Genomic DNA, 25,797 nt, shown 5'->3' on the forward strand with positions numbered 1-25,797 from the left:
CCAGTTTAAACAAACTGGCTCTTTTCTATTATATCAAAATATCAATTCTATCAATTTCTATTCGATGACTGTCTGGAATTTGATTGATTTGTAGCGCCACGAGTATTCGCTGGTCTTGAACCCTGATTTGACGATCTTGTTGTTGACGCAGGGCGTGATGCTGGTGCCGATGGACGGGTTGTTGGTGTTGCAGGGCGAGTATTTGATGGAGATACTGACCGAGTAGAAGGTGTAGTTGGACGCGTCGACGGACGAGTATTCGTTGTAGTCGTTGGACGATTTGACGTAGTTGGACGATTTGATGTCGTTGGACGATTTGACGTCGTTGGACGATTTGACGTCGTTGGACGATTTGATGTAGCTGGACGATTTGATGTAGCTGGACGATTTGACGTAGTTGGACGAGTCGATGGACGATTATTAGGACTTGTTGATGGTCTTGTTGTTGGATTATTTGGCTTTCTATAAGTATTGCCATTATAAGTCCTTCTATAATTTCCGTTTCTTGTATTGTTTATCACAACAACAGATGTACTCCTTCTGGAATAATAATTATTATAACGTGGAGGATAATGATAATAAGGTGGTCTATAATAATGATTGTGGTAATGGTAATGATTGTGATAATACACATTAAAAAATAATGGCGCCCAAGGTCTGAAATAATGCGGGTAAAAGCCATAATAATACGGTGGATAATAAGGCACATAAACAGGTGAATACAAATACACTACTACGGGACTAGCAACAACACTCACTGTTGCAGGAACCACCACTTTTTGCGAACCTGTATATCCTGGATTTAAAGTAGACGTTGCGTTTTTTTGATCAAGAGGCTCAACCACATAATTTTTTCCATACAAGGTTTCGTCACCAACTATCTGGATAGAAACATTTTTGTTTTTGTCTTTGTTTACAAAAACGACTGCTACATCCTGTACATCATTTTTATTGAGTTCAACTTGAAGAACAAACATAAAATTGTCGCCTTCTTTTTCTGTTTTCACCTTTATAAAATCAACTTTTCCATCATTATCCAAATCGAGATTATTGATTTTGGCGTTATCATCATTTAACGATTCTTCAAATTTTTCAATAGTAGTTGACTTCTGAAAAATATCTAAAACAGCATATAAATTCAAATCATCACCAGGTAAACCGAGTGCTTCTGGCTCTTCATTGGATTGTGAATATCCTGTAAAACCAACAAGGCTAGACAAAATTATAGCTAAATAATATATACTTTTTTTCATGATTTCTGTTTTAATTACACATTGATAATTTTCAATAGTATTGGTAAGATACAAAAAAACAGCAATGGTTTAATCATCAAATTTTCAATACTTTAAAATAAAGATAATTTTATGCTTATACTATTCATATAAATTAAAAAAACAACAAGTTGTAGCACATTTATTAAAGTAACTCAGCAAAAGAAACTCCAATTCCAAAAATAGTCTGTTTGTAATCATGATCAATTAAAGCATCTCCGTAGCCATGAAAAAATTGAAAATGTCCTCTAAGATTTCCCTGAATAGGAAATCCCCAATCCAATTGAATACTTCCATTATTAAGTTCACCTGTTCTTAAAGAATGCTGACCATGAGCTGTAAGAATGTTTTTGTTTAAAACATATACAAATGTAGCATCTCCTCTTCCTGTAAAATCTTTTATGTTCGAATTTTCTTGAATTTCAACGGCATACCAGGACCTCACAATCAAACTCCAATTTCTATCTTCAAAAGCCACAAATCCAATTATTCTATTCCAACTTCTTGATAGTGTTTCTGTCCTTCCATTGGATTGATGGTTAAGGGACATTCCAAACATTTTACCCTGAAGACCCAAAAAATTAAATTTGGCAGGGACATTCAATATAAGCTCTGGCTCATAATTAGTTTCTCGAAAAGGTCTTGAAAATTCTTTGTTGAAAATTTGCCAATACGATTTTTGTGTATAAGCCATCCATAAATCCGCTTTACCAAACAAAATATCTTGAGCAATTTTAACTTTAAAACTTAATTGAAATTTAGTTTCTACCTTATTTAATTTCACATATTTATCTACCGTAACTTCTGTCCCAGAATTGTAGGGAAGCTCATTTGGATCTGATGAATACCGAAAAGGTAGCACGTAAATTGGTTTGTACTTTGAAAGCAAAAAAGTACCATTTTGAGCATCGTCATCCAATTCCCAAATTTGAGTTAGTGTTTGAAAACGCCCTGATTTATTAGAAATCAAACTAGACTGACCGTTCGTATCTAAAAAAAACAATAATACCAAAAAGACACAAAAATTCGAGAAATTGAACTGTTTTATCATATAATTAATTTTACAATGAAATTACTAAAAATAAACACACCCTATTCTAGCAGTCTTCTACTTTTTGAAAATTTCCAATAAAGCAGTTGTACCCAGAGTCACACCCAATGGAATTGCACTCAAATCTACTTCAAAATTACTATTGTGATTAAAAAACGGAAACATCTTACCTTCTTTAGTATCCTTTTCTGACGCTTCTTTATTGGCAATACCAACCAACATATAGTCATAGACTGGTTTTGGATTGTGTATTACCAAATGATGAAAATCTTCCGAACCCATAACTGCAGGAATATTTTTGATGTTTTTGTCTGGGGCAATAACTGTTTCTAAAGCTTTATTTACTTTATCCACCATTACTTGATTGTTTACCAATGGATATGCCATCCCTTTCATGGTTAGCGTTGGATATAACTCCTTTGGGAGATCATACGCAAAGGCAATACTTTCATTTATGCGTCGTATCCCATTTAAGATCGTATTTCTGTCTTTTTCATCAAACCAACGTAAATTAAGTTTTAGTAGCGCTGATCCAGGAATTACATTGTTATCTATTCCTGACTGAAATGAACCAACTGTTATGACTACAGCATTTTGTGGATCGATGGCACGACTTATTATAGTTTGGTATTCAATCACAGCTGCCGCTCCCATCAAAATTGGATCTTTTGCTACATGTGGAGAAGATCCATGTCCGCCAATCCCATGAAATTCAACATCAAGAACATCCATTCCTGCCATTCTTCGTCCACTTCCATTTGAAATAATTCCAACAGGAAATGGTGCGGTATGCATTCCAAATAAATAATCAGGTATAGGAACTCCTTTCTCATACATTTTGTCATTAATCATAGCTTCTGCTCCTTCACCCAATTCTTCGGCGGGTTGCCCTACCATTATTAAGGTTCCACTCCAGTCTTTTTTTAAGGCAACCATAGCTTTCGCAATTCCCAACATCCATGTTGTATGTGCATCATGTCCGCAGGCGTGCATTGCTGGTACATCTTCACCTAACCTATTTTTCACTAGCTTATTGTTCGCGTATGCGATTCCTGTAGTTTCTTGAACGGAATTACAATCCATATCGGCGCGGTACATTACAATTGGTCCCGTTCCATTTTTTAAAATACCAACTACACCTGTTTTTCCAATTCCAGTTTTAACCTCAAAACCTAACGTTTTTAATTCTTTGACGACAATAGCAGCAGTTCTGACCTCCATGAATCCTAGTTCCGGATTTGCATGGATGTCTTTAAACATTTCCACAAGCCGTTTAGTGTCAGTTTCTACTATTTTATTTAATTCTTGATTGGTGGAACTTGATTGACCAACTATTGTATTTGCACTTAATAATAATACATAAATTGTCAAAAAAATTATTTTATTATTTTTCATGATTTTATAAATAATAGTTATTTCTCTATTTTTATTGCTTCAACTTATTTAATTATAAAGATAAAAACAGAATTTAAAATAATCTAAGGTATAATTGTTGTGAATAAATAGACAGAAAATATAATCAATAAAACTACTCCTTGAATAGAGGTCGTTTTACCAGTCCCTAGTGAAAGTGATAATATAAAAAGTGATAATATAAATAAAACCGTAGATTTAACATCAATCCCTAAGGTAAGAGGTAAACCATAATACAAAGAAACAAATGAAACGGCTGGAATTGTAAGTCCAATACTAGCTAAAGCAGAACCTAATGCTAAATTCAAACTGGATTGCAAACGGTTTTTTCGAGCGGCTTGTAAAGCAGACAAACCTTCTGGCATTAAAACCACCATTGCTATTATAATCCCGACCACTGATTTTGGTGCACCAACCGAATCAATTCCTGCTTCGACACTTGGTGACAATGCTTTAGCCGAAAGCACAACTGCTACTAAACTTATAAATAACAATATTAAACTAATTACACTTACTATTTTGGAAGGCGGAGCTTCATGGATTTCTTTTTTAGCTTCTTTATCCACTGGCAAAAAATAATCCCTATGTTTTACTGTTTGCATTAACAAAAAGGCTCCGTAGAGTATCAATGAGACGATCGCAACAAAAATTAATTGTTTGGAGTTATAGGTTGGCCCTATAATACTTGAAGTGTAATTAGGTAATATTAGTGTTAAGACCGATATAGCTGTTAAAACTATCAGGGTAGCACTTACCCCATCTAATCGGTATTTTTGCTCTTTGAATTTAATACCTCCAATTAATAAACAACCTCCAACTATAGCATTAATAATAATCATTTCTGTGGCGAATATGGTATCTCTCGCCAAAACATCAGTTTCTTTTCCTCCAGTTAACATTAAAGAAACTATTAATGCCACTTCGATAGTAGTTATAGCTATGGCCAAAACTAAAGTTCCCAAAGGTTCTCCAACACTTAGGGCAATAACTTCGGCATGATGAACAGCAGCTAAAATGCACAATATTAAACTTATTGTTAACAGTATAAGATACCAACCCCCAAAATTCAATTGCAACCCAAAATAAATGATACAAGTTAAAACTGGTGAAATAATACACCAAGTTGGCAAATGTGTTTTGATTTCTTTTACCATGTCAATTTTTAATATTAAAATTTATTTTCAATAGTTAAAGATACATAAAACAGTCAACTAACAATCATTATAACCTATTTATAAATTTATTTCTAAGATAAAATATTAATGCTTTTTTGGAAAAATAAAATTAATTGAAGCACGCATTCCATAATTGGCTCTCGTTTTTGAAGGACCAACAATAGGAATTAGCGGACCAATTGCTAGTTGTACAAGTTGTGTCCCTAATTTTGTAATTCCATTGACAGTAGGTGTCAATACCACGTTTGAAGTCCATGTTTCCCAATTTTGAGTGTATTCTAAAAATAGACAACAAAGCTATATTCGTATAGATTTTACAATTGTCATAAATCCTTAATAATCTATTACTAAAAAAATAATTATAACAAAAATAAGTAAACCTCTAATTAAACAATAGTTAAAAAAACCATTGCATCTCATTTATTATCAATTATTTGCAATTTATAATATGAAATGTTTTTATCTTTATAAATATTAACAACTTAAAAAACCCAATTTTTATGGAAAAAATTATTCATGTTATAGGTATTTTTGTCGGCCTATTGATTCTAAACGAAATCTTCAGAAGGTCAAAGTGGCTTTCAATTATTGTTTTTGTTGGTATTGCTGGAATTTTAACCTTTACTGTTTGGCCTACTTCAGGCGATCATCCGGATGCAACTATTAACACTTGGTTTCACTGGGCTAAAGTATATTCCGCAATTGCAGGTGTACTCATTTTTGCCTATATACGATACTCTAAAAATGGTGCATCAAACAAAAACATACTTTTTTTACCCGCTTTGATATTAGGAGTAAACATCCTTGAGGCAGTCTTAAGAGATTTTGAACTTGGTGGAGAGAATGGTGGCATTTGGCATTATCTTAACGGAACTGCCGGTATCCTTTCTATTATAACCATATCTGGATGGGTTGGTATTAACGTAACAAAAGACAAGTCGCAAGATATGATTTGGCCAGACATGCTTGTATTTTGGATCATCGCTTATGATATTTGGAATTTTGCCTATATCTATTTTTGTGTACCACAACATACCTTCTATAATGTCGCCGTTTTATTTTCGTGCACCGTTCCGGCTTTATTTATTACAAAAGGAAGTTGGTTGCAAGCGCGCGCTATAACCCTGAGCGCATGGATGATGTACCTATTTACATTCAACTACTACGTAGACAATCCAAATACATACATATTGCCAGAGCATAATGAAACTTTAATGTTAATAGTAGGTATCATTAGTTTTGGAGCCAATGCTGCTTTTGCTTGGATACATTTCTCTAAAATGATTAAAGACAAACGCTTTGGCTTTGGTCAAGAAGTACATGTAAATTAACACTGCAACTAATTTTTAAATAAAAAAGAGAAAAGTTGTTTTCTTTTTCTCTTTTTTATTTAAAAATTATAAAATTATGCATTGTACATTTTCTAAAGTTTATAAAGTTAAAAAATCAATTTTAATGAATAAGAAAATTATTTTCCTATCAACCTTTTGTTTACTTGTAACAAATTTGCATTCTCAAATTGTAGTTTCTACAAGTCTTGAAGAGGCTATAAACAAAGCAATCGACAAAAACATTTCGCTTAAAAACTCAACAATAGAGATAGAAAAACTAAATCTACAAGAAAAAGGAATTCGCAATAAGTACATCCCAACAGTAGAAGCCTACGCACTCTATTCTTACTTTGACAGCAATTTGACTTTGGATTTCCCAAGTACAACCGTTGGAAATATTCCTTTATTTAAAGACAAAGGAACCTTTGATAATTCGGGTAATTTTTTCATTGGCAGTGTTATGGCAAAAAGCGTGTTATTCAGTGGTATGCAAATACCCAATGGTGCCAATGCAGTAAAACAAAAAGCCATTGGAACGGCTTATTTGAAAGACTCTGAGAAAGACGCCATAATCAAAGATGTTATTAACACTTTTGATCAATTAAAACTAATCAACGAAACCGAGAAACTAATTAATGACAGCGATAAAAGGCTGAATACCGAAACCAAAAGAGTTTCTAGAGCAATTGAACTGGGACTTGCCATTCCTTATGACAGGGATAAAATAAAATTGGCATTATTGGAATTAGAGTCCAAAAGAATTGAATTAAACGGAAAACGAACCCTGCTCTACAAAAAAATCGAATACTTAACGGGTTATTCCAACGCAGAAATTAATGCAGTTCAATACGAAATTGTTCCCTATATTCTTTTTGACACTAACCTCAACACCGACAATAAACAAGAAATCAAAGCTTTAGAATCATTCAAACTGGCGAGCGAATATTTGTTAAAAAAAGAAAAAGGCACTTATCTCCCAACTGTTGGTGCTTTTGGAGGTATTACGTATTCCAGTATATTTGATTTAAAAGGAACTACATCAACTGTTCCTATTATAAATCAACCTGTAAGCCTAGGGGTAAATGAATTTTCATTAAGTCCATTACTTATGGTTGGAGCTGCTTTGAAATGGGAAATTTTTTCTGGTTTCGAAAGAGAACACAAAGTACATGAAGCCAAATTGAATATCGAAAAAGTTCAGAATCAAATTGACGACACCAAACAAAAACTACAGTTACTGCTAGAAAACAATAAGGTCAATTATGATGTGTTGATGAAAAAAATTGAAATCTCTAACCAGCAAGAAAAAGTTGCTAAAAACAATTTAAACTTAGCTTCCAAACAATACAAAGAAGGACTTATCAATGTTTCTGAACTATTAGAAGCCGAAAATGACTCTTTCAAAGTATCAACAACAAAATTAAACACTTTAATAGAAGAGCGATTAGCTGCTATTGAAACTATTATAACTACAGGAGAATTGTCTAAAAAACTATCTAAATAAACATTATTTATGAAAAGAGCTATCACCATACTGTTCCTTGCAACAATTGTATTAAGCTGTAGCAAGCCAAAAAACAATAGCCTTTTACAAGGGAAAGTTGAAAATGAACAAATTGCAATAGTCAGTAAGATTCCTGGCAAAATAATAAAAATATTAGTAAAAGAAGGCGATCTTGTTCAAAAGGGCGATACTCTCGCTATACTTGACATTCCAGAAGTGGACGCCAAAAAAAGCCAAGCTGAAGGCGCTGTTGTTAGTGCAAAAGCACAATATTCTATGGCACTAAAAGGCGCAACAGACAACCAAATCAAGCAGCTTGAAGCCAAAAAAATGGGACTGAAAGAACAATATGAATTTGCTCAAAAATCAATAAAAAGATTAAGCAACATGCTCAAAGACTCCTTAGTTTCTCAACAGACATTTGATGAAACTTTTGCCAAATACCAAGGCGCGCAAGCACAATACAATGCAGTTTTAGCAGAAATTGATGAAGCTAGAAAAGGAGCGCGAATTGAACAGCAAACCATGGCTTTGGGGCAACAAGACAGAGCTTACGGCGCTTTGCAGGAAGTAGAATCTGCCAACAAAGAACGTTATGTTATAGCTCCACAAGATATGAGTATTGAAACCATCACCCTTAATTTGGGAGAGTTGGCTTTACCAGGTTACACCTTATTTAACGGTTTCATAAGTAACAGTACCTACTTTCGATTTACAGTTCAAGAGAGTCAGCTTTCTGGTTTCAAAAAAGGACAAGAAATTAGTGTTGGTATTCCAAATTCTGATAAAAAAATAAAAGGTAAAATCACAACAATAAAACAATTAGGAGCGTACGGAAATATTGCAACTGCATATCCCGATTATGAATTACAAGAAAGTTTATTCGAAGTGCGGATTACCCCAATGGACATCAGTCAATCGAAAGATTTAATTACAAAAACAACTGTAACTTTATCATTATAATTATGCAAAATTTCTTTTCCCTCTTAAAAAGAGAATTTCAATTATTTTGGCAAAATAAAATCTTACGAATGCTATTTATAGGAGCACCTCTATTGTATGCCGTTTTGTTAGGATACGTGTACAGCAAAGGAAAAGTAACAGATTTACCTATTGTCGTAGTAGATATGGATCAATCTGAAATGAGTGCAAAAGCCATTGAAATGTTTAATGATGATGAAGTTATAACAATTAAAGCATTGTTATTCGACAAAAATGACCTCGCAAAAATTGCGATAGACAATGAAGCCAATTGCATTGTAATTATTCCAAAAGATTTTCAGAAAATGGTACTCACCAAACGGTATCCCGAAATCATTACTATTGTTAATACCGCCAATATTTTAACTGCTAATTTTTCGTCTAATGCTATACAAGTCTGTTTAGGCACCTTAAAAGTAGGGGTTCAAATGGAGACCTTACGCAAACAAGGCATACCCGAAAAATTATTAGCTTCAGAATATGAGCCTTTTAAAACCACTTTTGTCAAAAAAAATAACCGAAGCAGTAATTACTTATATTACTTATGGCCTGGTGTTTTAGCAGCCGTTTTGCAACAAGTTATGTTATTAGCATTAGCCTTGTCTTTTGCCTCTGAATTTGAGAATGGGACTTTTAAAATTTTAGTAGACAAATCCCCATCCATACTTAAAATGATGAGTATAAAAATCATTCCTTACTTGATTATGAGTTTTGGCGTTTGGTTGCTCTATTGGTTCTTTACCTTTTATTTCAGGATTTCTTTTTTCGAAAATTTACTACAGCTCACCTTTGTGGCGGGGGTATTTGTTCTATCAGTATCTTTCATCGGAATATTAGTGAGTATCTTAATTCCAAATCAACTCAAAGCTACTGAAATTTTAATGGTTATCGCGACACCTAGTTTCATTTTAAGCGGGTTCAGCTGGCCATTAAGTCAAATGCCCAATTGGGTACAAGGCATAGCCAATGTAATTCCGTTGACACATTTTTTGAAAGCTTTTAGAATATTAATCATTGAAAATGGCACGCTTTCACAAACAAGTGCTCCTATCCAAAGTATGATTATTATAGGAAGTGTTTGTGCCGTCTCTGCATACATAGCTTTGTATTTCAAGAAAAAATCTGTTCTGAAAACTGAACTATAAACAATAAAGGCAAGAGAAATTAAACTCTTGCCTTTTGTTTTTCTTTAAAAAAAAATCTATTTTTCAATCTCTTTCATACTGTCCATTTTCTTGTGCGCCAAGAAACCAGTTATATCTTCAAAATGTTCTACCACTCGTTTGTTTCCAAATTCAAAAACCTTGGTTGCCAATCCGTCAAGGAAATCACGATCGTGAGAAACTAGAATTAAAGTCCCGTCAAAATCACGTAAAGCGTCTTTGATAATATCTTTGGTTTTCATGTCCAAGTGATTGGAAGGTTCATCAAGAATCAAGAAATTGACTGGTTCAAGCAACAATTTAATCATTGCCAAACGGGTTTTTTCACCACCCGAAAGCACTTTTACTTTTTTGGTTACATCATCACCGTGAAACATGAAAGCCCCTAAAATATCTTTGATTTTAGTTCTTACATCCCCTACTGCAATGTCATCAATAGTTTCAAAAATTGTAGCATTTTCATCCAATAATGCCGCTTGATTTTGAGCAAAATAACCAATTTGAGCATTGTGACCAACCTCTAAACTTCCTCCATCAATTTCAATTTGTTTCATAATGGCTTTGATCATCGTCGATTTTCCTTCCCCATTTTTACCCACAAAAGCCACTTTTTGACCTCTTTCAATTACAATATTGGCATCTTTGAAAACCACATGATCTCCATAAGACTTCGACAAATCTTTGACAATTACTGGATATTGCCCCGAACGAACCGCTGGAGGAAATTTCAATTTTAATGCCGAAGTATCTACTTCATCCACTTGAACTATAACTAGTTTCTCCAACATTTTTACTCGAGACTGAACAGCATCAGTTTTTGAGAATGTCCCTTTAAAACGGTCAATAAAAGTTCTATTATCAGCAATCATACGTTGTTGCTCATCATAGGCTTTTTGTTGGTGCATACGACGATCCTTTCTCAACTCTAAATAATGAGAATATTTAGCTTTATAATCATAAATACGCCCCATTGTTACTTCAATGGTACGATTGGTTATATTATCCACAAAAGCCCTATCGTGCGAAATCACAACAACGGCTTTGGCTGAATTGATTAAGAAATCTTCCAACCATTGAATACTTTCGATATCCATGTGATTGGTAGGCTCATCCAGCAAAATCAAATCTGGCTTTTGCAAAAGGATTTTGGCCAATTCGATTCGCATTCTCCAACCTCCAGAAAATTCAGAAGTCTGACGTGCAAAATCTTCTCTTTCAAAACCTAAACCAATTAAAATTTTCTCTACTTCAGCTTCATAATTTACTTCTTCAATCGCATAAAACTTCTCGCTTAAGTCCGAAACTCTTTCGATTAATTTCATATACCCATCACTTTCATAATCGGTACGAATGGTCAATTGTTCATTGATTTCGTCGATTTCGGCCTTCATACTAAAAATTTCGCCAAACGCTTTTGAAGTTTCCTCCATTACGGTGGCACCGTCTGTAGTCAATAAATGCTGCGGTAAATAAGCCACAACAGCATCTTTCGGTGCTGATACATTTCCAGTAGAAGGTTTGCTTTGTCCTGCAATAATCTTTAACAGTGTAGATTTACCTGCACCATTTTTACCCATAAGGGCAATTTTATCATTTTCATTTATAGCAAAAGAAACATCACTAAAAAGGGTTGTTCCACCAAAATTAACAGAAATATCGTTTATTGTAATCATTATAAAAAGTTAGAAGTTAGAGGTTAGAAGTATCAATCCTCAATAAATTTTAAAAATGCAAAGATAGATTAAATAAAGAATTAGACAATTAGCGAACAAGTTAAGTTTAAACAAAAAAAACCATCAAATTTTACAATGATGGTTTTGCTTGATATTATAGTAATCCACTTAAAAAATTATTCCTTTCTCCATTTTTTTGATTCCTCAAAGATATGTTCCAAGATTGCAGCTTCTTTTTCGTCAAAATCAACATTTCTGCGGCTCATTACCAATCTAGCCGTTTCAAAAGCTTTTTTGGTAATATAAGTAGTAAATCCTGACGCTCCACCCCATGAAAAACTCGGTACAAAGTTGCGAGGAAAACCGCTTCCAAAAATATTGGTACTTACTCCTACCACTGTTCCTGTATTGAACATGGTATTGATACCACATTTACTGTGGTCTCCCATCATCAATCCGCAAAACTGAAGACCTGTTTTGGCAAAACTTTCGGTTTCGTAATCCCACAATTTTACTTCTTCGTAATTATTTTTTAAATTGGAGTTATTACTATCCGCTCCTATGTTACACCATTCTCCTAATACAGAATCTCCAAGAAATCCGTCATGTCCTTTATTGGAATACGCAAAAAGAACAGCATTTTTTACCTCACCACCAATTCTAGAATAAGGTCCTACCGTTGTAGCTCCATAGACTTTGGCACCCATTTTTACTTGAGCATTTTCGCATAAAGCAAATGGCCCACGAATGATAGATCCTTCCATCACTTCAGAATCTTTGCCAATATATATGGGTCCGGCAGAAGCATTCAAGGTTACAAACTCCAATTTCGCTCCTTCTTCTATAAAAACATTCTCGGGCGCAATAACATTTACACTTTTTGGAATGGGTTGTGATTTTCTATCTTCTGTCAAAAACTCGAAATCTTCACGGATAGCTTGATCATTTTTGGAGAAAATATCCCAAGTATGCTCTATTGTAATGCAATCTTCATCGTATTCTAAAATGTCATAAGTTTCAAAATCTACAGATTCTTGGTCTTCTTGAGTATAAAAAGCAATTACCTCATCTCCTTTGAAAATCGCTTGATTTGGCTCTAAGTTTTGAACCATTTCTGCCAAGACATCATTGGGAAGAAAAGAGGCATTGATCATTACATTTTCTTCCAATTCCACCATCGGAAATTTCTCTGACAAATATTCCTCGGTTAGCGTTGTCGTTGTAGACCCCAAACGCATTTCCCATTTTTGACGAATCGTCATAATACCAACCAAAATATCGGCAACAGGACGAGTAAAAGTAAAGGGCAACAAGGCATTTCGAGCGGGACCGTCAAAAAGTATGTAATTCATAAATTAAATTGTAAAGTGTTAAAATGTGATTTGGTTATCACTGCAAAGTTACAATTATTTTTAAATGTTTATCAAGCATAGTATTCCTAACTAAGACAAAACATTGGCTTTAAAAAGGACCGCGGATTCGCAGATTAAATTTATAAAAAGTTAGATTTAGTCATATATGAAAATTGAATCGTGCTAATTACACTGAAAGTAATTAATCCATGATAAATTTTATATTAAAATCTGCGAATCTGTGGTTAAAGACTTTGCATTTGCCTTAGATTCCTAAATACAAAATACGAGACAAAACTCCATAAAAAAAGCCCCGCAAATTGCGAGGCTTTAATGTATTTGAAAACAAGTTAAAATTATTTAACGTGTTTAGCGTATTTAGTTTTGAATTTATCAATACGTCCTGCAGTATCGATAAGTTTAGATTTACCTGTGTAAAAAGGGTGAGACGTTCTAGAAATCTCCATTTTTACAACTGGATATTCAACACCATCAACAGTGATTGTTTCTTTTGTATCTGCAGTAGATTTAGTAATAAAAACATCTTCGTTTGACATGTCTTTAAAAGCAACTAATCTGTAATTTTCTGGGTGTACACCTTTTTTCATCTTGAATCTTTTTTATTTGTTAATTATAACTTGTCTTGAAGCTTTTCTTCTAACAGAAAAGGTATAAACGCGCTATAACTTTTTGTTTTACAATATTATTTTGAGTTTGCAAATTTACACTTATTTTTCAATATACAAACCTTTGTGCCACTTTTTTTATATAGTGGTAAAAATCATTTTTTACACGCCATTATATTGGGAATTGCTATATTTGTAAATTAATAAAAAAAGTCTCTATGGAAAATAATGTATCACCAGCAAAATCTGGTGTTTTGTATGGTGTGTTATTCGGTGTTATAATGGTATTAGAATTCGTAATTATGTATATAATTGGGATGAAATCATTAATCAATACTAGTGCAGGAACAATTGTAAACATTGCTAATTACTTAATTTTACCCCTCCTATTTATATATATAGGCTGCACAAATTACAAGAAAAACATTAACAACGGATTTATTTCGCTTTCCGAGAGTTTAAAAACAGGAATTTCTATACTATTTATTGCTGCATTTATATATGGTGTTTTCAATGTCATTTTCAATTATATATTTCCTGAATTCATAAATGAAATGATAGCTATTACTAAAGAGGGTATGCTTGCAAAAAACCCAGAAATGACAAGTGAAGAAATTGAAATGGGACTTTCGATGGTGAAAAAATTCATGAATCCTTTAATTGTTTTACCAGTAACATTGGCCATGTATTCTTTTTTTGGTCTAATTTACTCCTTGATTGTTGGTGCCATAGTCAAAAACGAAAAACCACAAAGCTTATAATTAATGAATTTATCAATACTCATACCACTTCTTAACGAAGAGGAATCACTACAAGAATTGTACACTTGGATTGTTTCGATTATGAAATCGAACAATTACAGTTACGAAATCATTTTTCTGGATGACGGAAGTACAGATGAATCTTGGAATATCATAGAAAGTTTTGCGACTGAGAATCCGAATGTAAAAGGGATTCGATTCATGAAAAACTTTGGAAAATCACAAGCTTTGCATGCTGGTTTTGCTAAGGCAAAAGGAGATGTGATTATCACGATGGATGCAGACCTACAAGATAGCCCTGACGAGATACCGGGATTGTACGAAATGATTACTACTGAAAAATTTGATTTGGTTTCGGGTTGGAAAAAGAAACGTTACGACTCTGTAGTAGCCAAGAATCTTCCATCCAAACTATTCAATTGGGCGGCCAGAAAAACATCTGGAGTGGAATTGAACGATTTTAACTGCGGACTGAAAGCTTATAAAAATGTTGTAGTAAAAAATATTGAAGTATCTGGCGAAATGCACCGATACATTCCAGTTTTGGCAAAAAATGCCGGTTTTGGAAAAATTGGAGAAAAAATAGTACAACACCAAGCGAGAAAATACGGAGAAACCAAATTTGGAATGGAACGTTTCATTAATGGTTTCTTGGACTTAATCACGATTTGGTTTCTTTCTCGATTTGGAAAAAGACCGATGCATTTATTTGGCGCCATTGGTTCCTTAATGTTTATCATCGGATTTTTATTGGCTGGATATATTGGAGTGTCAAAGCTTTATCACATGTATATGGGAATGCGATACAATTTAGTCACAAGCAATCCTTGGTTTTATATTGCATTGACTACAATGGTTCTAGGAACGCAATTGTTTTTGGCAGGATTTCTGGGTGAAATTATTTTGAGAACCAAGAATAATGAGGAGCGGTATAAGGTTTCTAGCGAAGTGAATTTTTAAAACCTTATCCCAAAACTGTGTACTGACAAATTTAAAAATAGCACACAGATGACACGGATTGAACAGATTTACAGAGATTGAATAGCATTAAAAAGTTAGTTTTGAATTTTACTAATTTACTTGAAATAAATAGGTTATAAAAACTAAATTTCTAGCTAAACGGTCTAGCCCTGATAGTAGTGGAAATCCTTTTTTGAATAAATCTATTTTTTCCTGAACGGGCAGAGCGACCGGAGGATCCCGATAGCTATCGGGACTGACAGTTCTTGGAAAAAAAGATTTAAGAGAAAAAGATTGCAACGGATAGCAGGACACGAGCGAAGCGAACTGACGAAGTAAATAGCTCCTCCCTTCGACTACGCTCAGGGTGACAAAATTTATTTCTTGCTTTTACAAAATAGATTAACAACTTTAAACTAAATATATAATGCACATAGCACAAAACATTTTAGACGCAGTAAACGAATGGTTGACTCCAACGTTTGACAATGAAACACAAGTAGCTGTTAAAGAATTAATGACGACTTCGCCAAAAGAACTGGAGGAGAGTTTTTATAAGAATTTGGAGTTTGGAACTGGCGGTATGCGTGGTGTAATGGGAGTTGGAAACAACCGCATTAACAAATACACTCTTGGAAAAAACACTCAAGGCCTTTCTAATTATTTACATACTGTTTTTCCAGGACAGGCTTTGAAGGTTGTAATTGCCTTTGATTGCCGTCATAACAGTCAATCTTTGGCCAAAGTGGTTGCCGATGTTTTCTCTGCAAATGGAATTCAGGTGTATTTATTTTCGGACTTGAGACCTACTCCAGAATTGTCTTTTGCCCTTAAATATTTAGGTTGTCAATGTGGAATTGTACTTACGGCATCTCACAATCCACCAGAATATAATGGATATAAAGTCTACTGGGAAGATGGCGGACAAATTGTTCCTCCCGAAGATGCTGCGATTATTGATGTTATTGAAAGTTTAAATTATAACGAAATCAAATTTTCGGCAAATGAAAATTTGATACAATATATAGACACTGAAATTGACGAAGCTTTTGTAAAATCGTCAGTAGAAAATGCCAGTTTCAACACGCCACAGGAAGCCAAAGACAACTTGAATATTGTGTTTACTTCTTTGCATGGGACTTCGATTACGGCTGTACCTGCAACTTTGGAAAAAGCGGGCTATACGAATGTAAATATCGTTCCAGAACAAGCTAAGCCTGACGGAAATTTTCCAACCGTAAAATCACCGAATCCAGAAGAGCCAGAAGCATTGACAATGGCATTGGCACTGGCTGACAAATTGAATGCCGATATTGTTGTGGGTACCGACCCAGATTGCGACCGTTTGGGAGTTGCTGTTCGAAATAACGAAGGCAAAATGATTTTGTTGAATGGAAATCAAACGATGATTTTGATGACCGCTTTCCTCTTGGAACAATGGAAAAAAGCAGGGAAAATTAACGGAAAGCAATTTGTGGGCTCTACGATTGTTTCTACTCCAATGATCATGGAACTAGCTTCGGCTTATGATGTAGAATGCAAAGTTGGATTAACAGGCTTTAAATGGATTGCCAAAATGATTAAAGACTTTCCGGAACTAGAGTTTATTGGCGGTGGAGAAGAAAGTTTTGGTTTTATGGTTGGTGACGCTGTTCGAGATAAAGATGCCGTTGCTGCTACTTTATTAGTTTGCGAAATAGCTGCTCAAGCCAAAGCCAAAGGAAGTTCTGTATACAATACTTTGCTACAATATTATGTAGATTTTGGTTTCTACAAAGAATATTTGGTTTCTATTACCAAAAAAGGGATGGAAGGATTAACCCAAATCAATCAAATGATGGTTGATCTACGCGAAAATCCTTTGAAAGAAATCAATGGAGAGAGAGTAGTTATGCTGGAAGATTACAAATCATCGATAGCTAAAAATCTGTTTACAGATGAAGAAGAGACGATGAATATTCCTAAATCAGACGTTTTGATTTATTACACAGAAGACGGTTCTAAAATATGTGCTAGACCAAGCGGCACAGAACCAAAAATTAAATTTTACATCAGTGTAAAAACCGAACTAGATAGCGTTACTAATTTTGATAAAGTCGAAAAAGTATTAGACGAAAAAATTAAAAACATAATTACTGCCATGCAATTGAGCTAATCTAAGGAATGGATAAACTTGACACAAATGACACTCCTGAACTATTAAATTCGATAATCGGTTTAATTGATCAAACACGTCATTTTGTTGCAAAAACAGTTAATCAAGAACTGACTTTATTGTATTGGAATATTGGTAAAAGCATCAATGATGATGTTTTGAAAAACGATAGAGCAGATTATGGCAAGAAACTTATATTGAATTTAAGTTTCGAACTTTCGAATAGATATGGCAGTGGATTTAACAAAAGAAACCTTCATAGTTTTATAAAGTTAAACACTGTAATTCAAGACATTACAATTGCGTACACAGTGTGTGCACAATTGATTTGGTCGCATATTAGAACTCTAATTTACATTGAAAACCAGATAAAAAGAGAGTTCTACATTCAAATGACTGTTCACGAAAGATGGAGTGTAAGAACTTTGCAAGAACGAATCTAACTCAATTACCCGAAAAAAAATTATTGCTAGAAAAATTGGAAAAAGCCATAGCTATAGCAGAAAACAATACCAGAAATTAAATGAACAATTTTAAAAGAATATTTCCTTTTGTCATTCCGTATAAAAAATATGCTTATTTGAACATATTTTTCAATGTTCTATACGCTCTTTTTAGTACACTTTCTTTTGTTTCTTTGATACCTATGATGCAGGTTTTATTTGATCAAACCAAAAGAAATACGACTATGCCGGTTTACAAAGGCATTTGGGAGATTAAAAAATATGGCGAAGATTATTTAAGTTATTACATTACCCATACTACTGATACCTTTGGTGTTGGACGTACTTTGTCAATAATGGTGGTGATCATCATTTCAATCTTTTTACTGAAAAATTTAAGTGATTATCTAGCCATGTTTTTCATCACTTTTTTACGTAATGGAGTATTGCGGGACATGCGAAATGCCATGTACAAAAAAACGATTGACTTACCTTTGGCCTTCTATTCTGAAAAAAGAAAAGGAGATGTGATTTCCAGAATTTCGGGAGATGTCAATGAAGTCCAAAGTAGTTTCTTATCCATACTCGAGTTAATTGTAAAAGAACCTTTGACAATTGTGTTTACCTTAATTACGATGGTCACTATCAGCGTACAATTGACTTTGTTTGTTTTTATATTCATTCCTGTTTCGGGTTATGTTATTTCCCTTATTGGAAAACAACTGAAAAAGAAATCAACAAAAGCGCAAGAAGAACAAGGTATATTTTTATCCACCATTGAAGAAACTTTGGGTGGACTTAAAGTTGTAAAAGGTTATAATTCTGAAAACTATTTCAACCGTGTTTTTCGGGAATCGACACATCGTTTTTTTCTTTTATCAAACAGTATCGGCAATCGCCAAAACCTAGCTTCTCCAGTTAGTGAGTTCATGGGGATTATGGTAATTGCAATTTTACTATGGTATGGCGGACACATGGTTTTGATAGAAAAAACATTGAATGGTGCCTCATTTATTGCATATATGGGATTGGCGTATAATATACTAACTCCTGCTAAATCAATTTCTAAAGCATCTTATGCCATCAAAAGAGGAAATGCAGCAGCAGAGCGTGTATTAGAAATATTGGATCAAGAAAACCCAATAACTAGTAAAGTCGATGCTATAGAAAAATCTACATTTGATTCTGAAATTGCAATTCAAAACATCAACTTTAAATATGAAGATGAAAATGTTTTAAAAGATTTTTCACTTACTGTAAAAAAAGGACAAACCGTTGCACTTGTTGGACAATCTGGAAGTGGAAAAAGTACTATTGCCAATTTGCTGACTCGTTTCTATGATGTGAACGAAGGAACTATTGCTATTGATGGTATTGCCATAAAAGATTTGAATTTGCAATCGCTTCGTGGATTGATGGGATTGGTAACACAAGACAGTATTTTGTTTAATGATACTATTAAATCCAATATTTCATTAGGAAAACTTGATGCAACTGATGAGGAAATCATCGAAGCTTTAAAAATAGCCAATGCCTACGAATTTGTAAAAGACCTGCCTCTAGGGATTTACACAAACATCGGAGACAGCGGAAACAAGCTTTCTGGAGGTCAAAAACAACGATTATCGATTGCTCGTGCTGTTTTGAAAAATCCTCCAATTATGATTTTGGACGAAGCCACATCTGCTTTGGATACCGAAAGCGAAAAATTTGTTCAAGTAGCACTAGAAAACATGATGCAAAACCGAACTTCTATTGTAATTGCGCATCGACTTTCGACCATTCAAAAAGCAGATTTGATTGTTGTAATGCAAAAAGGAAAAATCGTAGAACAAGGAAAACATGAAGAACTTATTGCAATGAATGGCACTTATAACAAATTGGTGACGATGCAGTCGTTTGAATAGCTTAAATTAGTTTAAAAGTTTAGGATAGTTTAAAAGTTTAATAAAAACTAGACTACTAACCTTTCTAAACTTTAAACTCATATCCCTTAAAATGTACCTAAACAATCCCAACATAAAACTTCCGCAAGATCCAGACACCGTTGTTTGGAAATACTTGGACTTGTCGAAGTTTTTGGATTTATTGCTTTCGAAAAAATTATTCATGTCTCGGTCTGATAAATTTGAAGACCAATACGAAGGCACCTTTAGCGAACCCACATTTGAGGAAATCAAAAAACTTTCGATAAACAATCCCGACTTTTTAAATTATTACAAAACACATCGGGAAAAAGTAGCCATTAGCAGTTGGCACATCAATGAATACGAATCGTTTGCTATGTGGCAAATTTTTACCCAAAACAGTGAAGGATTAGCTATTCAATCTACGGTAAAAAGACTTCAAGACGCTTTAATTCCTGAGAAAAATTACAAACAATATATTGGAGAAGTTAATTATATCGACTACAAAAAAGAATACATTCCGTTTGATGATATGTTTTTCCCTTTCTTGTTCAAACGAAAAAGTTTTCAATACGAACGTGAAGTGCGCATCATTACCGATGTTTCTGAAAATCCTATCAAATTAAATGATGGTTTAAAAATAAATGTAGACATTAGTCAATTGATAGAAAAAATTTACATCCATCCCAAATCCGAGAATTGGTACAAAAACTTAGTGATTCAATTGGTTACACAATTGGGATTTGATTTTGAAATCGAAAAATCAGACTTGGAAAGTGATATTTTGATTTAGGATTTAATGATTTTCTTTAATTAATGGTATAAGACATATTTTTTTTTTGACACAGATTTCACAAATTTTCACAGATTAAAATTGAAAAAAAATATTTTAAAAAGTCTGAGAAAATCGGTATAATCTGTTTCTCTATTAGTATAGCCTCATTTACTTCTAATCCTATAATTTTTTAAATCGGGTTGTAAGTTTCTACTTTCCAATCTTTATTTTCCAAATCGATGTAATTGTAATGCACTACATCTTTAGAGTCAAATTTTCCATTTTTGTTGGTGTCTTCAACCGTTCTAAAATACAAACGATTTTGAGACTCAATTAAATCCCAATCAATTAACTCTTGAAAATTGGCAGATATTTTCGTGAACTTGTCACCACTTATTTTACTAAGATATAAGGCTTTAATATCGCTAGTATCCAGTTTTCCATCTCTATTAGAATCCATATCACACATGGTATAAACCATAATTTGCTTATTGATTTTATCGGAAACTGTTTTCAAGTAAGTAGCAGTTTGAATCAATACTGGCTTATCTGTAAGTGCTTTTATAGAATCTGAGCCTATTTTTTGGAATTTTAGATTTTGTAAATAACCGGTAATCTCATACTCGGATTCGTTTGATATCGTAAAACTTAAATCATTTACACTCGAAGAACCATATTTGTTTTTGGATCCTTTTTCATAAACACTCAAATCACCAACTGGATGAATCAAATAATCGGTTCCTTGCATTTGAATTGGCAAATCGGCTATTTTTATTTGAGTCGAATCGGCTTTGGTTAATTCTCTGCTGTTTTTAGAAGCATCATAAATCACTTTCGGCTTTTCTGTTTCTTCTTTACAGCTTATTAAAAGTAAAAGCGAAATTCCTATATAGACAAAATGTGATGTTCTCATAATAATTTTAATATTAAAAAATAAACTCAAATGTAATCATTTTTAAAAATGGAAAGGGAAATATACCACAGATTTATTAAATGCCAAATTCAATGGCAATGGCAAATTCAATAGCAATGGCAAATTCAAAAAAATCTAAAATCTAAAATCTAAAATACTCATTATAACCTCGCACTTAACTTCAAATTAAAAACACGTGTGGTCATATAATTGGGAATTGCATATTCTGTTTTGGTGTATACATCTCGAACCCAAGTATTGGTAATGGCATTTTGATTGTTAAAGAGATTAAAAATTTCAAAACCAAGAGATAATTCCTTTAGCTTTTTTAAAAATTTCTTATTGGACATTCCCACTTTTTGATCAATAAAAACTTTAGAAAACCCAATATCTACCCGGCGGTAATCATTCAATCTATTTTGATATAAATACGGATCAGCGTAGGAAGGTGATCCTCCTGGCAATCCCGTATTATAAACCAAATTAAGATACAATTTCATACTTGGTATCTTAGGCATATAATCTTGAAACAAAAGTCCAAACTTTAATCGTTGATCAGTTGGTCTGGCAATATATCCTTTGTTATCAATATTCTCTTCGGTTTTAAGATACCCTATACTAAACCAAGAATCAGTTCCTGGAACAAATTCACCATTCAGCCTTAAATCCAATCCTTGTGCATACGCTACAGCATTATTATTAGCTGCATATCGTATTCTGACATTATCAAGAGTATAAGGATTGACGGCTGTCATTTTTTTATAATAGGCTTCGGTAACCAATTTAAAAGGGCGTTGCCACATTTTAAAACTATAATCGTTCCCCAAAACAATATTTATTGATTTTTGAGCTTTGGTATCGGTTTGGACCACTCCATCATAATCCCGCAACTCTCTATAAAAAGGAGGTTGATTGTATACTCCAACAGTTAAGCGGAACAGCATCTCTTTCTCCCAATCTGGTTTGATTGCAAATTGCCCTCTTGGACTAAAAACGGTTTGACGTTTACTCACCAAATTATCCCCCGCAACTTCCCAGCTTTGCATTCGTGCGCCAAGATTGTACCATATTTCATTCGACCCCAAATTGTCTTTTCTTTGCCATTGAACATAGGCCGAAAATCGATCAATATTGGTAAAATTAGTAGCACTTACATACTGGTACGGAATCAAAAGTCCCGTGTAAGGCTGATAAGGCTCATCATTTTTAGGCAAAATCTTTGGTGGTCTTATTGAAAATCCTGCTGAGTCAATTACCTCCCATTCAGAAATTCGATCCCGAATGGATTCTTTGGTGTATTTTACTCCCCATTCAATTTGATTTTGTTTCCAATTTTTCAATCCTTTGATCTCTAAATTGGCAATTAAAGCATCCAAATCGTTTCGTGCGTGATTGAGCTGTGAACCAATCCCTCTTGAAAAAGCAACATCTCCATACGTATCAGACCCGATATTGGCATCGACCTCTCCCAATCTATACTGTGCGAAAATATCAAAATATTCTTGTTCTATGGTGTGAAATAAAGATCCAATAAATTTCAATGTAAAAGTATCACTTACTTGATAGGTCGTTTTTAAAGCACCAAAATAAGTATCGTATTTGTCTTTTTCCTTTCCTTCATAATAAACAGCAAGAGTCATTGGAGCATCTACAGTACCAAAATTGGTCTGGCGCGTAAGAGGTTGGTACAAATACTTGTTCTGAGAAATATTACCAAGAAAACTCCATTGCCATTTTGCAGATGCTTGATACATAATATTTGTCTGAACATCGGCAAAAGTCGGTGTGTAATTGGTTTGGGTTTCTTGGCTATTGACCAAAAGACTATTATTTCTATACCGTATTCCTGTAATGGCTGACCATTTTTTATCTTTAGAAACGCCATCAATAGCAAGGCTTCCACCAAGAAAACTCATTTCGAGTGTAGCTCCAAACTGCGTAGGATTTCTATAGGTAATATCCAAGACAGATGACATTTTATCACCATATTTTGCTTGAAAACCTCCAGCCGAAAAATCAATATTCTGAACCAAATCTGTATTAACAAAACTCAGTCCCTCTTGTTGACCAGAACGAATTAAAAAAGGACGATATACTTCGACATCATTTACATAAACTAAATTTTCATCGTAATTTCCTCCGCGTACAGAATATTGAGTACTTAGTTCATTATTTGAATTAACACCCGGCAGTGTTTTCAATACATTCTCGATACCCGCATTGGCTCCAGGAATAAATCGAATGTCTTTGGCATCAAAAGTAAGAATGCCTTGAACGGCTTTTTTGTTTTTAGTATTGACAATAACCTCCCCCATCTGCTCTTCTTTATCATTCATATTCATATTAAAAACATAAATCTCTTTAGATTTTAATATGATTTTTAATGAAGTCTTTTTTAGCGAGACATGGGTAAACTCTACAATTACTTTTTGATTGGCAGGTATTGAAATTTGATAAAAACCACTCTCATTAGTCTGAGTACTTTTATTCAAACAACTAATGTTTACGTTTTCTACTGGATTATTGTTTTGATCCAAAACAATTCCTTTTATATAAGCTGTTTGAGCATTAGAGGCAAACCCCAACCCAAAAAAAACGAAAAACTTTAGAATTCTTAAGATCTTCAAATGATATATTTTTATTGTTTTTGACTTCTTTGAAAATGAGTTTCAAAGATAGAAGAATTCCCTACATTATCTACTACAACCACTTTTAATTCATTGTTCCCGTTTGCAACAATTCCATCACTAAAGTAATGAGTCAAAAGCCTTGTTTTATTGTCATATTCCATTAATATCCATTTTCCGTTCAGATATCCATTATACGATTTTATACCCGACAAACTGTCCTTAATACTAACTTGGATCGTTTTATAATTGGTTAAATCTTTTCCTTCAATAGATTTTTCAATTGAAATTACAGGAGAAACAGTATCCAATACTAATTCATATTGCCCCAAAGTCTTGACTTTAGTTTCATAAACAGACTCTTTACGAGAAGTAGAATTGTAACTTATTTTTTCACCTTGAACCCGTCCGATAAAGACTTTATCTTTTTGATCTTCTTTATAACTATCATTTTGTATCGAAATTGCAAAACTAGAATGAACAGGTACAGTATCATCATGAATAGTTACTAGACCTTTTTGAACATCAAAATTTAAATTGAAGTCGTCATAAAAAGTACCTGCGGGGAAAAATACAGTGGAATTCGCTTTTTCAAAAAGACAGTCTTTCGAAGCTTTTACAAAATAATTGGAGACAACTGCTTCTTTTTCTATATTAGTAGAAAGGGAATCATATTGAACAGGAATTACAATAACTGTTTTATTTTCATAAAAATCTGAAACCTCCAATCGACAAATGGAAGTTAAATTTGGTGTTACTGCAATTACGCCTTTTGTATCGTCAGTTTTAATTATACTTAATTTATAAGGCGCAGTCATAAATAATTTTTGAACTCTTTGTGTTGTTTTCTTATAATGAGGATAATCTATAAATGCATTTATATACCTCATTTCATCAAAAGAATAAGTATTAAATTGATAACCAAAAATCGATTTTCCATTACAAGATAATTCCACATTAAAAACACCATTTTTATTAAATGAAATATCATCGTAATCAAAAGTTATGATTCCAAAACCTATTTTACCATTTGAAACTACCTTATCGGCTAAGTAAGAACCATCTTTTTGTAAAGACAAATTAATCGGAATAGGACGTTGAGAATGATTAACAGTGGTTTTTAAATCCAAAGGATAAACATACAAATTGGATACTATTGGTTTTTTACTATCTTTCAAAAAAGCATCAAAACCAAAAAATAAAGGGTTAATGATTTTCTCCGTTTTTGTATCTCTAAATTCAAAATGCAAATGTGGTCCTTCAGAAGCACCTGTATTGCCAGAAACAGCAATGAGTTGTCCTTGTTTAACAGGCATTTGATTTGGTTTAAAATACATTTCAATTTCAAATGATTGTTCCTTATAATGTGTCTTTTTTACATATGCTTCTATAGAATCTGATGTTTTTTGCAAATGCCCATAAACCGAAGTATATCCATTTGGGTGATCAATATAAATGGTTTTTCCGTTACCAAAAGTGGAGATTTTTATTCTTGACACATATCCATCTGCAACAGCATAGACATTCAAACCTTCTTTTTGAAGGGTTTTCATATCAAAACCTGCATGAAAATGATTGGGTCTCAGCTCTCCAAAATTTCCAGATAATTGCATCGGAATATCAAGCGGCGGGCAAAAATCGTTTTTCGGATAATCTACTTGTGCATAAAGAGAGCTACAGATTAAGAATAGAAAAAAAGAAAATTTCATATAATAC

At 33.4% G+C, this 25,797-nt stretch carries 20 protein-coding genes; 10 read left to right on the forward strand and 10 right to left on the reverse strand.

The window, feature by feature from the left end; all coding sequences use genetic code 11:
• Window positions 1-50: 50 nt before the first annotated feature.
• The 4 genes from AC8GF4_RS04880 to AC8GF4_RS04895 all read right to left on the reverse strand — a co-directional run bounded on the left by AC8GF4_RS04880 (window position 51) and on the right by AC8GF4_RS04895 (window position 4,889).
• Window positions 51-1,253 carry a hypothetical protein gene (locus AC8GF4_RS04880; protein WP_506593090.1) on the reverse strand — a complete coding sequence of 401 codons (1,203 nt, stop codon included), beginning with the start codon at window positions 1,251-1,253 and terminating at the stop codon, window positions 51-53.
• Window positions 1,254-1,416: 163 nt separating this feature from the next.
• Window positions 1,417-2,322 carry a phospholipase A gene (locus tag AC8GF4_RS04885; protein WP_506593091.1) on the reverse strand — a complete coding sequence of 302 codons (906 nt, stop codon included), beginning with the start codon at window positions 2,320-2,322 and terminating at the stop codon, window positions 1,417-1,419.
• Between the two features lie 57 nt (window positions 2,323-2,379).
• A complete protein-coding gene (locus tag AC8GF4_RS04890; RefSeq protein ID WP_506593092.1) occupies window positions 2,380-3,717 on the reverse strand; it encodes an amidohydrolase in 1,338 nt (445 codons plus the stop codon).
• 83 nt (window positions 3,718-3,800) lie between these two features.
• A complete protein-coding gene (locus tag AC8GF4_RS04895; RefSeq protein WP_506593093.1) occupies window positions 3,801-4,889 on the reverse strand; it encodes a calcium:cation antiporter in 1,089 nt (362 codons plus the stop codon).
• Window positions 4,890-5,410: 521 nt separating this feature from the next.
• Between AC8GF4_RS04895 and AC8GF4_RS04900 the strand changes: the two genes are divergently transcribed.
• The 4 genes from AC8GF4_RS04900 to AC8GF4_RS04915 all read left to right on the forward strand — a co-directional run bounded on the left by AC8GF4_RS04900 (window position 5,411) and on the right by AC8GF4_RS04915 (window position 9,871).
• Window positions 5,411-6,241: a DUF5692 family protein gene (locus AC8GF4_RS04900; protein WP_506593094.1), complete on the forward strand. Its 831-nt coding sequence runs from the start codon at window positions 5,411-5,413 to the stop codon at window positions 6,239-6,241.
• A gap of 124 nt (window positions 6,242-6,365) precedes the next feature.
• Window positions 6,366-7,745 (forward strand): TolC family protein, encoded by a 1,380-nt coding sequence (locus AC8GF4_RS04905; RefSeq protein ID WP_506593095.1) that lies wholly within the window; start codon window positions 6,366-6,368, stop codon window positions 7,743-7,745.
• Between the two features lie 9 nt (window positions 7,746-7,754).
• A complete protein-coding gene (locus AC8GF4_RS04910; RefSeq protein WP_506593097.1) occupies window positions 7,755-8,708 on the forward strand; it encodes an HlyD family secretion protein in 954 nt (317 codons plus the stop codon).
• Between the two features lie 68 nt (window positions 8,709-8,776).
• Window positions 8,777-9,871 (forward strand): ABC transporter permease, encoded by a 1,095-nt coding sequence (locus AC8GF4_RS04915; RefSeq protein ID WP_506593099.1) that lies wholly within the window; start codon window positions 8,777-8,779, stop codon window positions 9,869-9,871.
• A gap of 56 nt (window positions 9,872-9,927) precedes the next feature.
• Here AC8GF4_RS04915 and AC8GF4_RS04920 read toward each other — a convergent pair whose 3' ends face one another.
• From AC8GF4_RS04920 to AC8GF4_RS04930, 3 genes are all read right to left on the reverse strand, one after another.
• Window positions 9,928-11,562 carry an ABC-F family ATP-binding cassette domain-containing protein gene (locus AC8GF4_RS04920; protein ID WP_506593100.1) on the reverse strand — a complete coding sequence of 545 codons (1,635 nt, stop codon included), beginning with the start codon at window positions 11,560-11,562 and terminating at the stop codon, window positions 9,928-9,930.
• 176 nt (window positions 11,563-11,738) lie between these two features.
• Window positions 11,739-12,914 carry a GlmU family protein gene (locus AC8GF4_RS04925; RefSeq protein ID WP_506593101.1) on the reverse strand — a complete coding sequence of 392 codons (1,176 nt, stop codon included), beginning with the start codon at window positions 12,912-12,914 and terminating at the stop codon, window positions 11,739-11,741.
• Window positions 12,915-13,270: 356 nt separating this feature from the next.
• Window positions 13,271-13,522 carry a type B 50S ribosomal protein L31 gene (locus AC8GF4_RS04930; RefSeq protein ID WP_116764541.1) on the reverse strand — a complete coding sequence of 84 codons (252 nt, stop codon included), beginning with the start codon at window positions 13,520-13,522 and terminating at the stop codon, window positions 13,271-13,273.
• A 236-nt stretch (window positions 13,523-13,758) separates the two neighbouring features.
• Here AC8GF4_RS04930 and AC8GF4_RS04935 point away from each other — a divergent pair, with 236 nt between their 5' ends.
• The 6 genes from AC8GF4_RS04935 (at window position 13,759) to AC8GF4_RS04960 (ending at window position 20,559) form a co-directional block, all read left to right on the forward strand.
• A complete protein-coding gene (locus AC8GF4_RS04935; protein WP_506593104.1) occupies window positions 13,759-14,301 on the forward strand; it encodes a DUF4199 domain-containing protein in 543 nt (180 codons plus the stop codon).
• A 3-nt stretch (window positions 14,302-14,304) separates the two neighbouring features.
• Complete coding sequence (locus AC8GF4_RS04940) at window positions 14,305-15,261, forward strand: glycosyltransferase family 2 protein (RefSeq protein ID WP_506593105.1); 957 nt, start codon at window positions 14,305-14,307, stop codon at window positions 15,259-15,261.
• 427 nt (window positions 15,262-15,688) lie between these two features.
• Complete coding sequence (locus AC8GF4_RS04945; protein WP_506593106.1) at window positions 15,689-17,416, forward strand: phospho-sugar mutase; 1,728 nt, start codon at window positions 15,689-15,691, stop codon at window positions 17,414-17,416.
• Window positions 17,417-17,424: 8 nt separating this feature from the next.
• Window positions 17,425-17,859, forward strand: coding sequence for a DUF1016 N-terminal domain-containing protein (locus tag AC8GF4_RS04950; RefSeq protein ID WP_506593107.1), 435 nt, complete (start codon window positions 17,425-17,427; stop codon window positions 17,857-17,859).
• Between the two features lie 80 nt (window positions 17,860-17,939).
• Window positions 17,940-19,766, forward strand: coding sequence for an ABC transporter ATP-binding protein (locus AC8GF4_RS04955; RefSeq protein WP_506593108.1), 1,827 nt, complete (start codon window positions 17,940-17,942; stop codon window positions 19,764-19,766).
• Window positions 19,767-19,857: 91 nt separating this feature from the next.
• Window positions 19,858-20,559, forward strand: coding sequence for a hypothetical protein (locus tag AC8GF4_RS04960; protein WP_506593109.1), 702 nt, complete (start codon window positions 19,858-19,860; stop codon window positions 20,557-20,559).
• 172 nt (window positions 20,560-20,731) lie between these two features.
• Here the strand turns inward: AC8GF4_RS04960 and AC8GF4_RS04965 are convergent, their stop codons facing one another.
• From AC8GF4_RS04965 to AC8GF4_RS04975, 3 genes are all read right to left on the reverse strand, one after another.
• Complete coding sequence (locus AC8GF4_RS04965; RefSeq protein WP_506593110.1) at window positions 20,732-21,454, reverse strand: hypothetical protein; 723 nt, start codon at window positions 21,452-21,454, stop codon at window positions 20,732-20,734.
• Window positions 21,455-21,615: 161 nt separating this feature from the next.
• Complete coding sequence (locus tag AC8GF4_RS04970) at window positions 21,616-24,081, reverse strand: TonB-dependent receptor (protein WP_506593112.1); 2,466 nt, start codon at window positions 24,079-24,081, stop codon at window positions 21,616-21,618.
• 11 nt (window positions 24,082-24,092) lie between these two features.
• Entirely contained in the window at window positions 24,093-25,790 is a 1,698-nt protein-coding gene (locus tag AC8GF4_RS04975; RefSeq protein WP_506593113.1) for a M23 family metallopeptidase, read from the reverse strand.
• Window positions 25,791-25,797 lie beyond the last annotated feature (7 nt).

Source organism: Flavobacterium rarum (SeqCode) (assembly GCF_965234445.1).
In the GTDB taxonomy this organism is placed as follows: domain Bacteria; phylum Bacteroidota; class Bacteroidia; order Flavobacteriales; family Flavobacteriaceae; genus Flavobacterium; species Flavobacterium rarum.

Coding starts and splice junctions, on each gene's coding strand:
- AC8GF4_RS04880 (WP_506593090.1), bottom strand. CDS start 1,253: ATGAAAAAAAGTATATATTATTTAGCTATAATTTTGTCTAGCCTTGTT.
- AC8GF4_RS04885 (WP_506593091.1), bottom strand. CDS start 2,322: ATGATAAAACAGTTCAATTTCTCGAATTTTTGTGTCTTTTTGGTATTA.
- AC8GF4_RS04890 (WP_506593092.1), bottom strand. CDS start 3,717: ATGAAAAATAATAAAATAATTTTTTTGACAATTTATGTATTATTATTA.
- AC8GF4_RS04895 (WP_506593093.1), bottom strand. CDS start 4,889: ATGGTAAAAGAAATCAAAACACATTTGCCAACTTGGTGTATTATTTCA.
- AC8GF4_RS04900 (WP_506593094.1), top strand. CDS start 5,411: ATGGAAAAAATTATTCATGTTATAGGTATTTTTGTCGGCCTATTGATT.
- AC8GF4_RS04905 (WP_506593095.1), top strand. CDS start 6,366: ATGAATAAGAAAATTATTTTCCTATCAACCTTTTGTTTACTTGTAACA.
- AC8GF4_RS04910 (WP_506593097.1), top strand. CDS start 7,755: ATGAAAAGAGCTATCACCATACTGTTCCTTGCAACAATTGTATTAAGC.
- AC8GF4_RS04915 (WP_506593099.1), top strand. CDS start 8,777: ATGCTATTTATAGGAGCACCTCTATTGTATGCCGTTTTGTTAGGATAC.
- AC8GF4_RS04920 (WP_506593100.1), bottom strand. CDS start 11,562: ATGATTACAATAAACGATATTTCTGTTAATTTTGGTGGAACAACCCTT.
- AC8GF4_RS04925 (WP_506593101.1), bottom strand. CDS start 12,914: ATGAATTACATACTTTTTGACGGTCCCGCTCGAAATGCCTTGTTGCCC.
- AC8GF4_RS04930 (WP_116764541.1), bottom strand. CDS start 13,522: ATGAAAAAAGGTGTACACCCAGAAAATTACAGATTAGTTGCTTTTAAA.
- AC8GF4_RS04935 (WP_506593104.1), top strand. CDS start 13,759: ATGGAAAATAATGTATCACCAGCAAAATCTGGTGTTTTGTATGGTGTG.
- AC8GF4_RS04940 (WP_506593105.1), top strand. CDS start 14,305: ATGAATTTATCAATACTCATACCACTTCTTAACGAAGAGGAATCACTA.
- AC8GF4_RS04945 (WP_506593106.1), top strand. CDS start 15,689: ATGCACATAGCACAAAACATTTTAGACGCAGTAAACGAATGGTTGACT.
- AC8GF4_RS04950 (WP_506593107.1), top strand. CDS start 17,425: ATGGATAAACTTGACACAAATGACACTCCTGAACTATTAAATTCGATA.
- AC8GF4_RS04955 (WP_506593108.1), top strand. CDS start 17,940: ATGAACAATTTTAAAAGAATATTTCCTTTTGTCATTCCGTATAAAAAA.
- AC8GF4_RS04960 (WP_506593109.1), top strand. CDS start 19,858: ATGTACCTAAACAATCCCAACATAAAACTTCCGCAAGATCCAGACACC.
- AC8GF4_RS04965 (WP_506593110.1), bottom strand. CDS start 21,454: ATGAGAACATCACATTTTGTCTATATAGGAATTTCGCTTTTACTTTTA.
- AC8GF4_RS04975 (WP_506593113.1), bottom strand. CDS start 25,790: ATGAAATTTTCTTTTTTTCTATTCTTAATCTGTAGCTCTCTTTATGCA.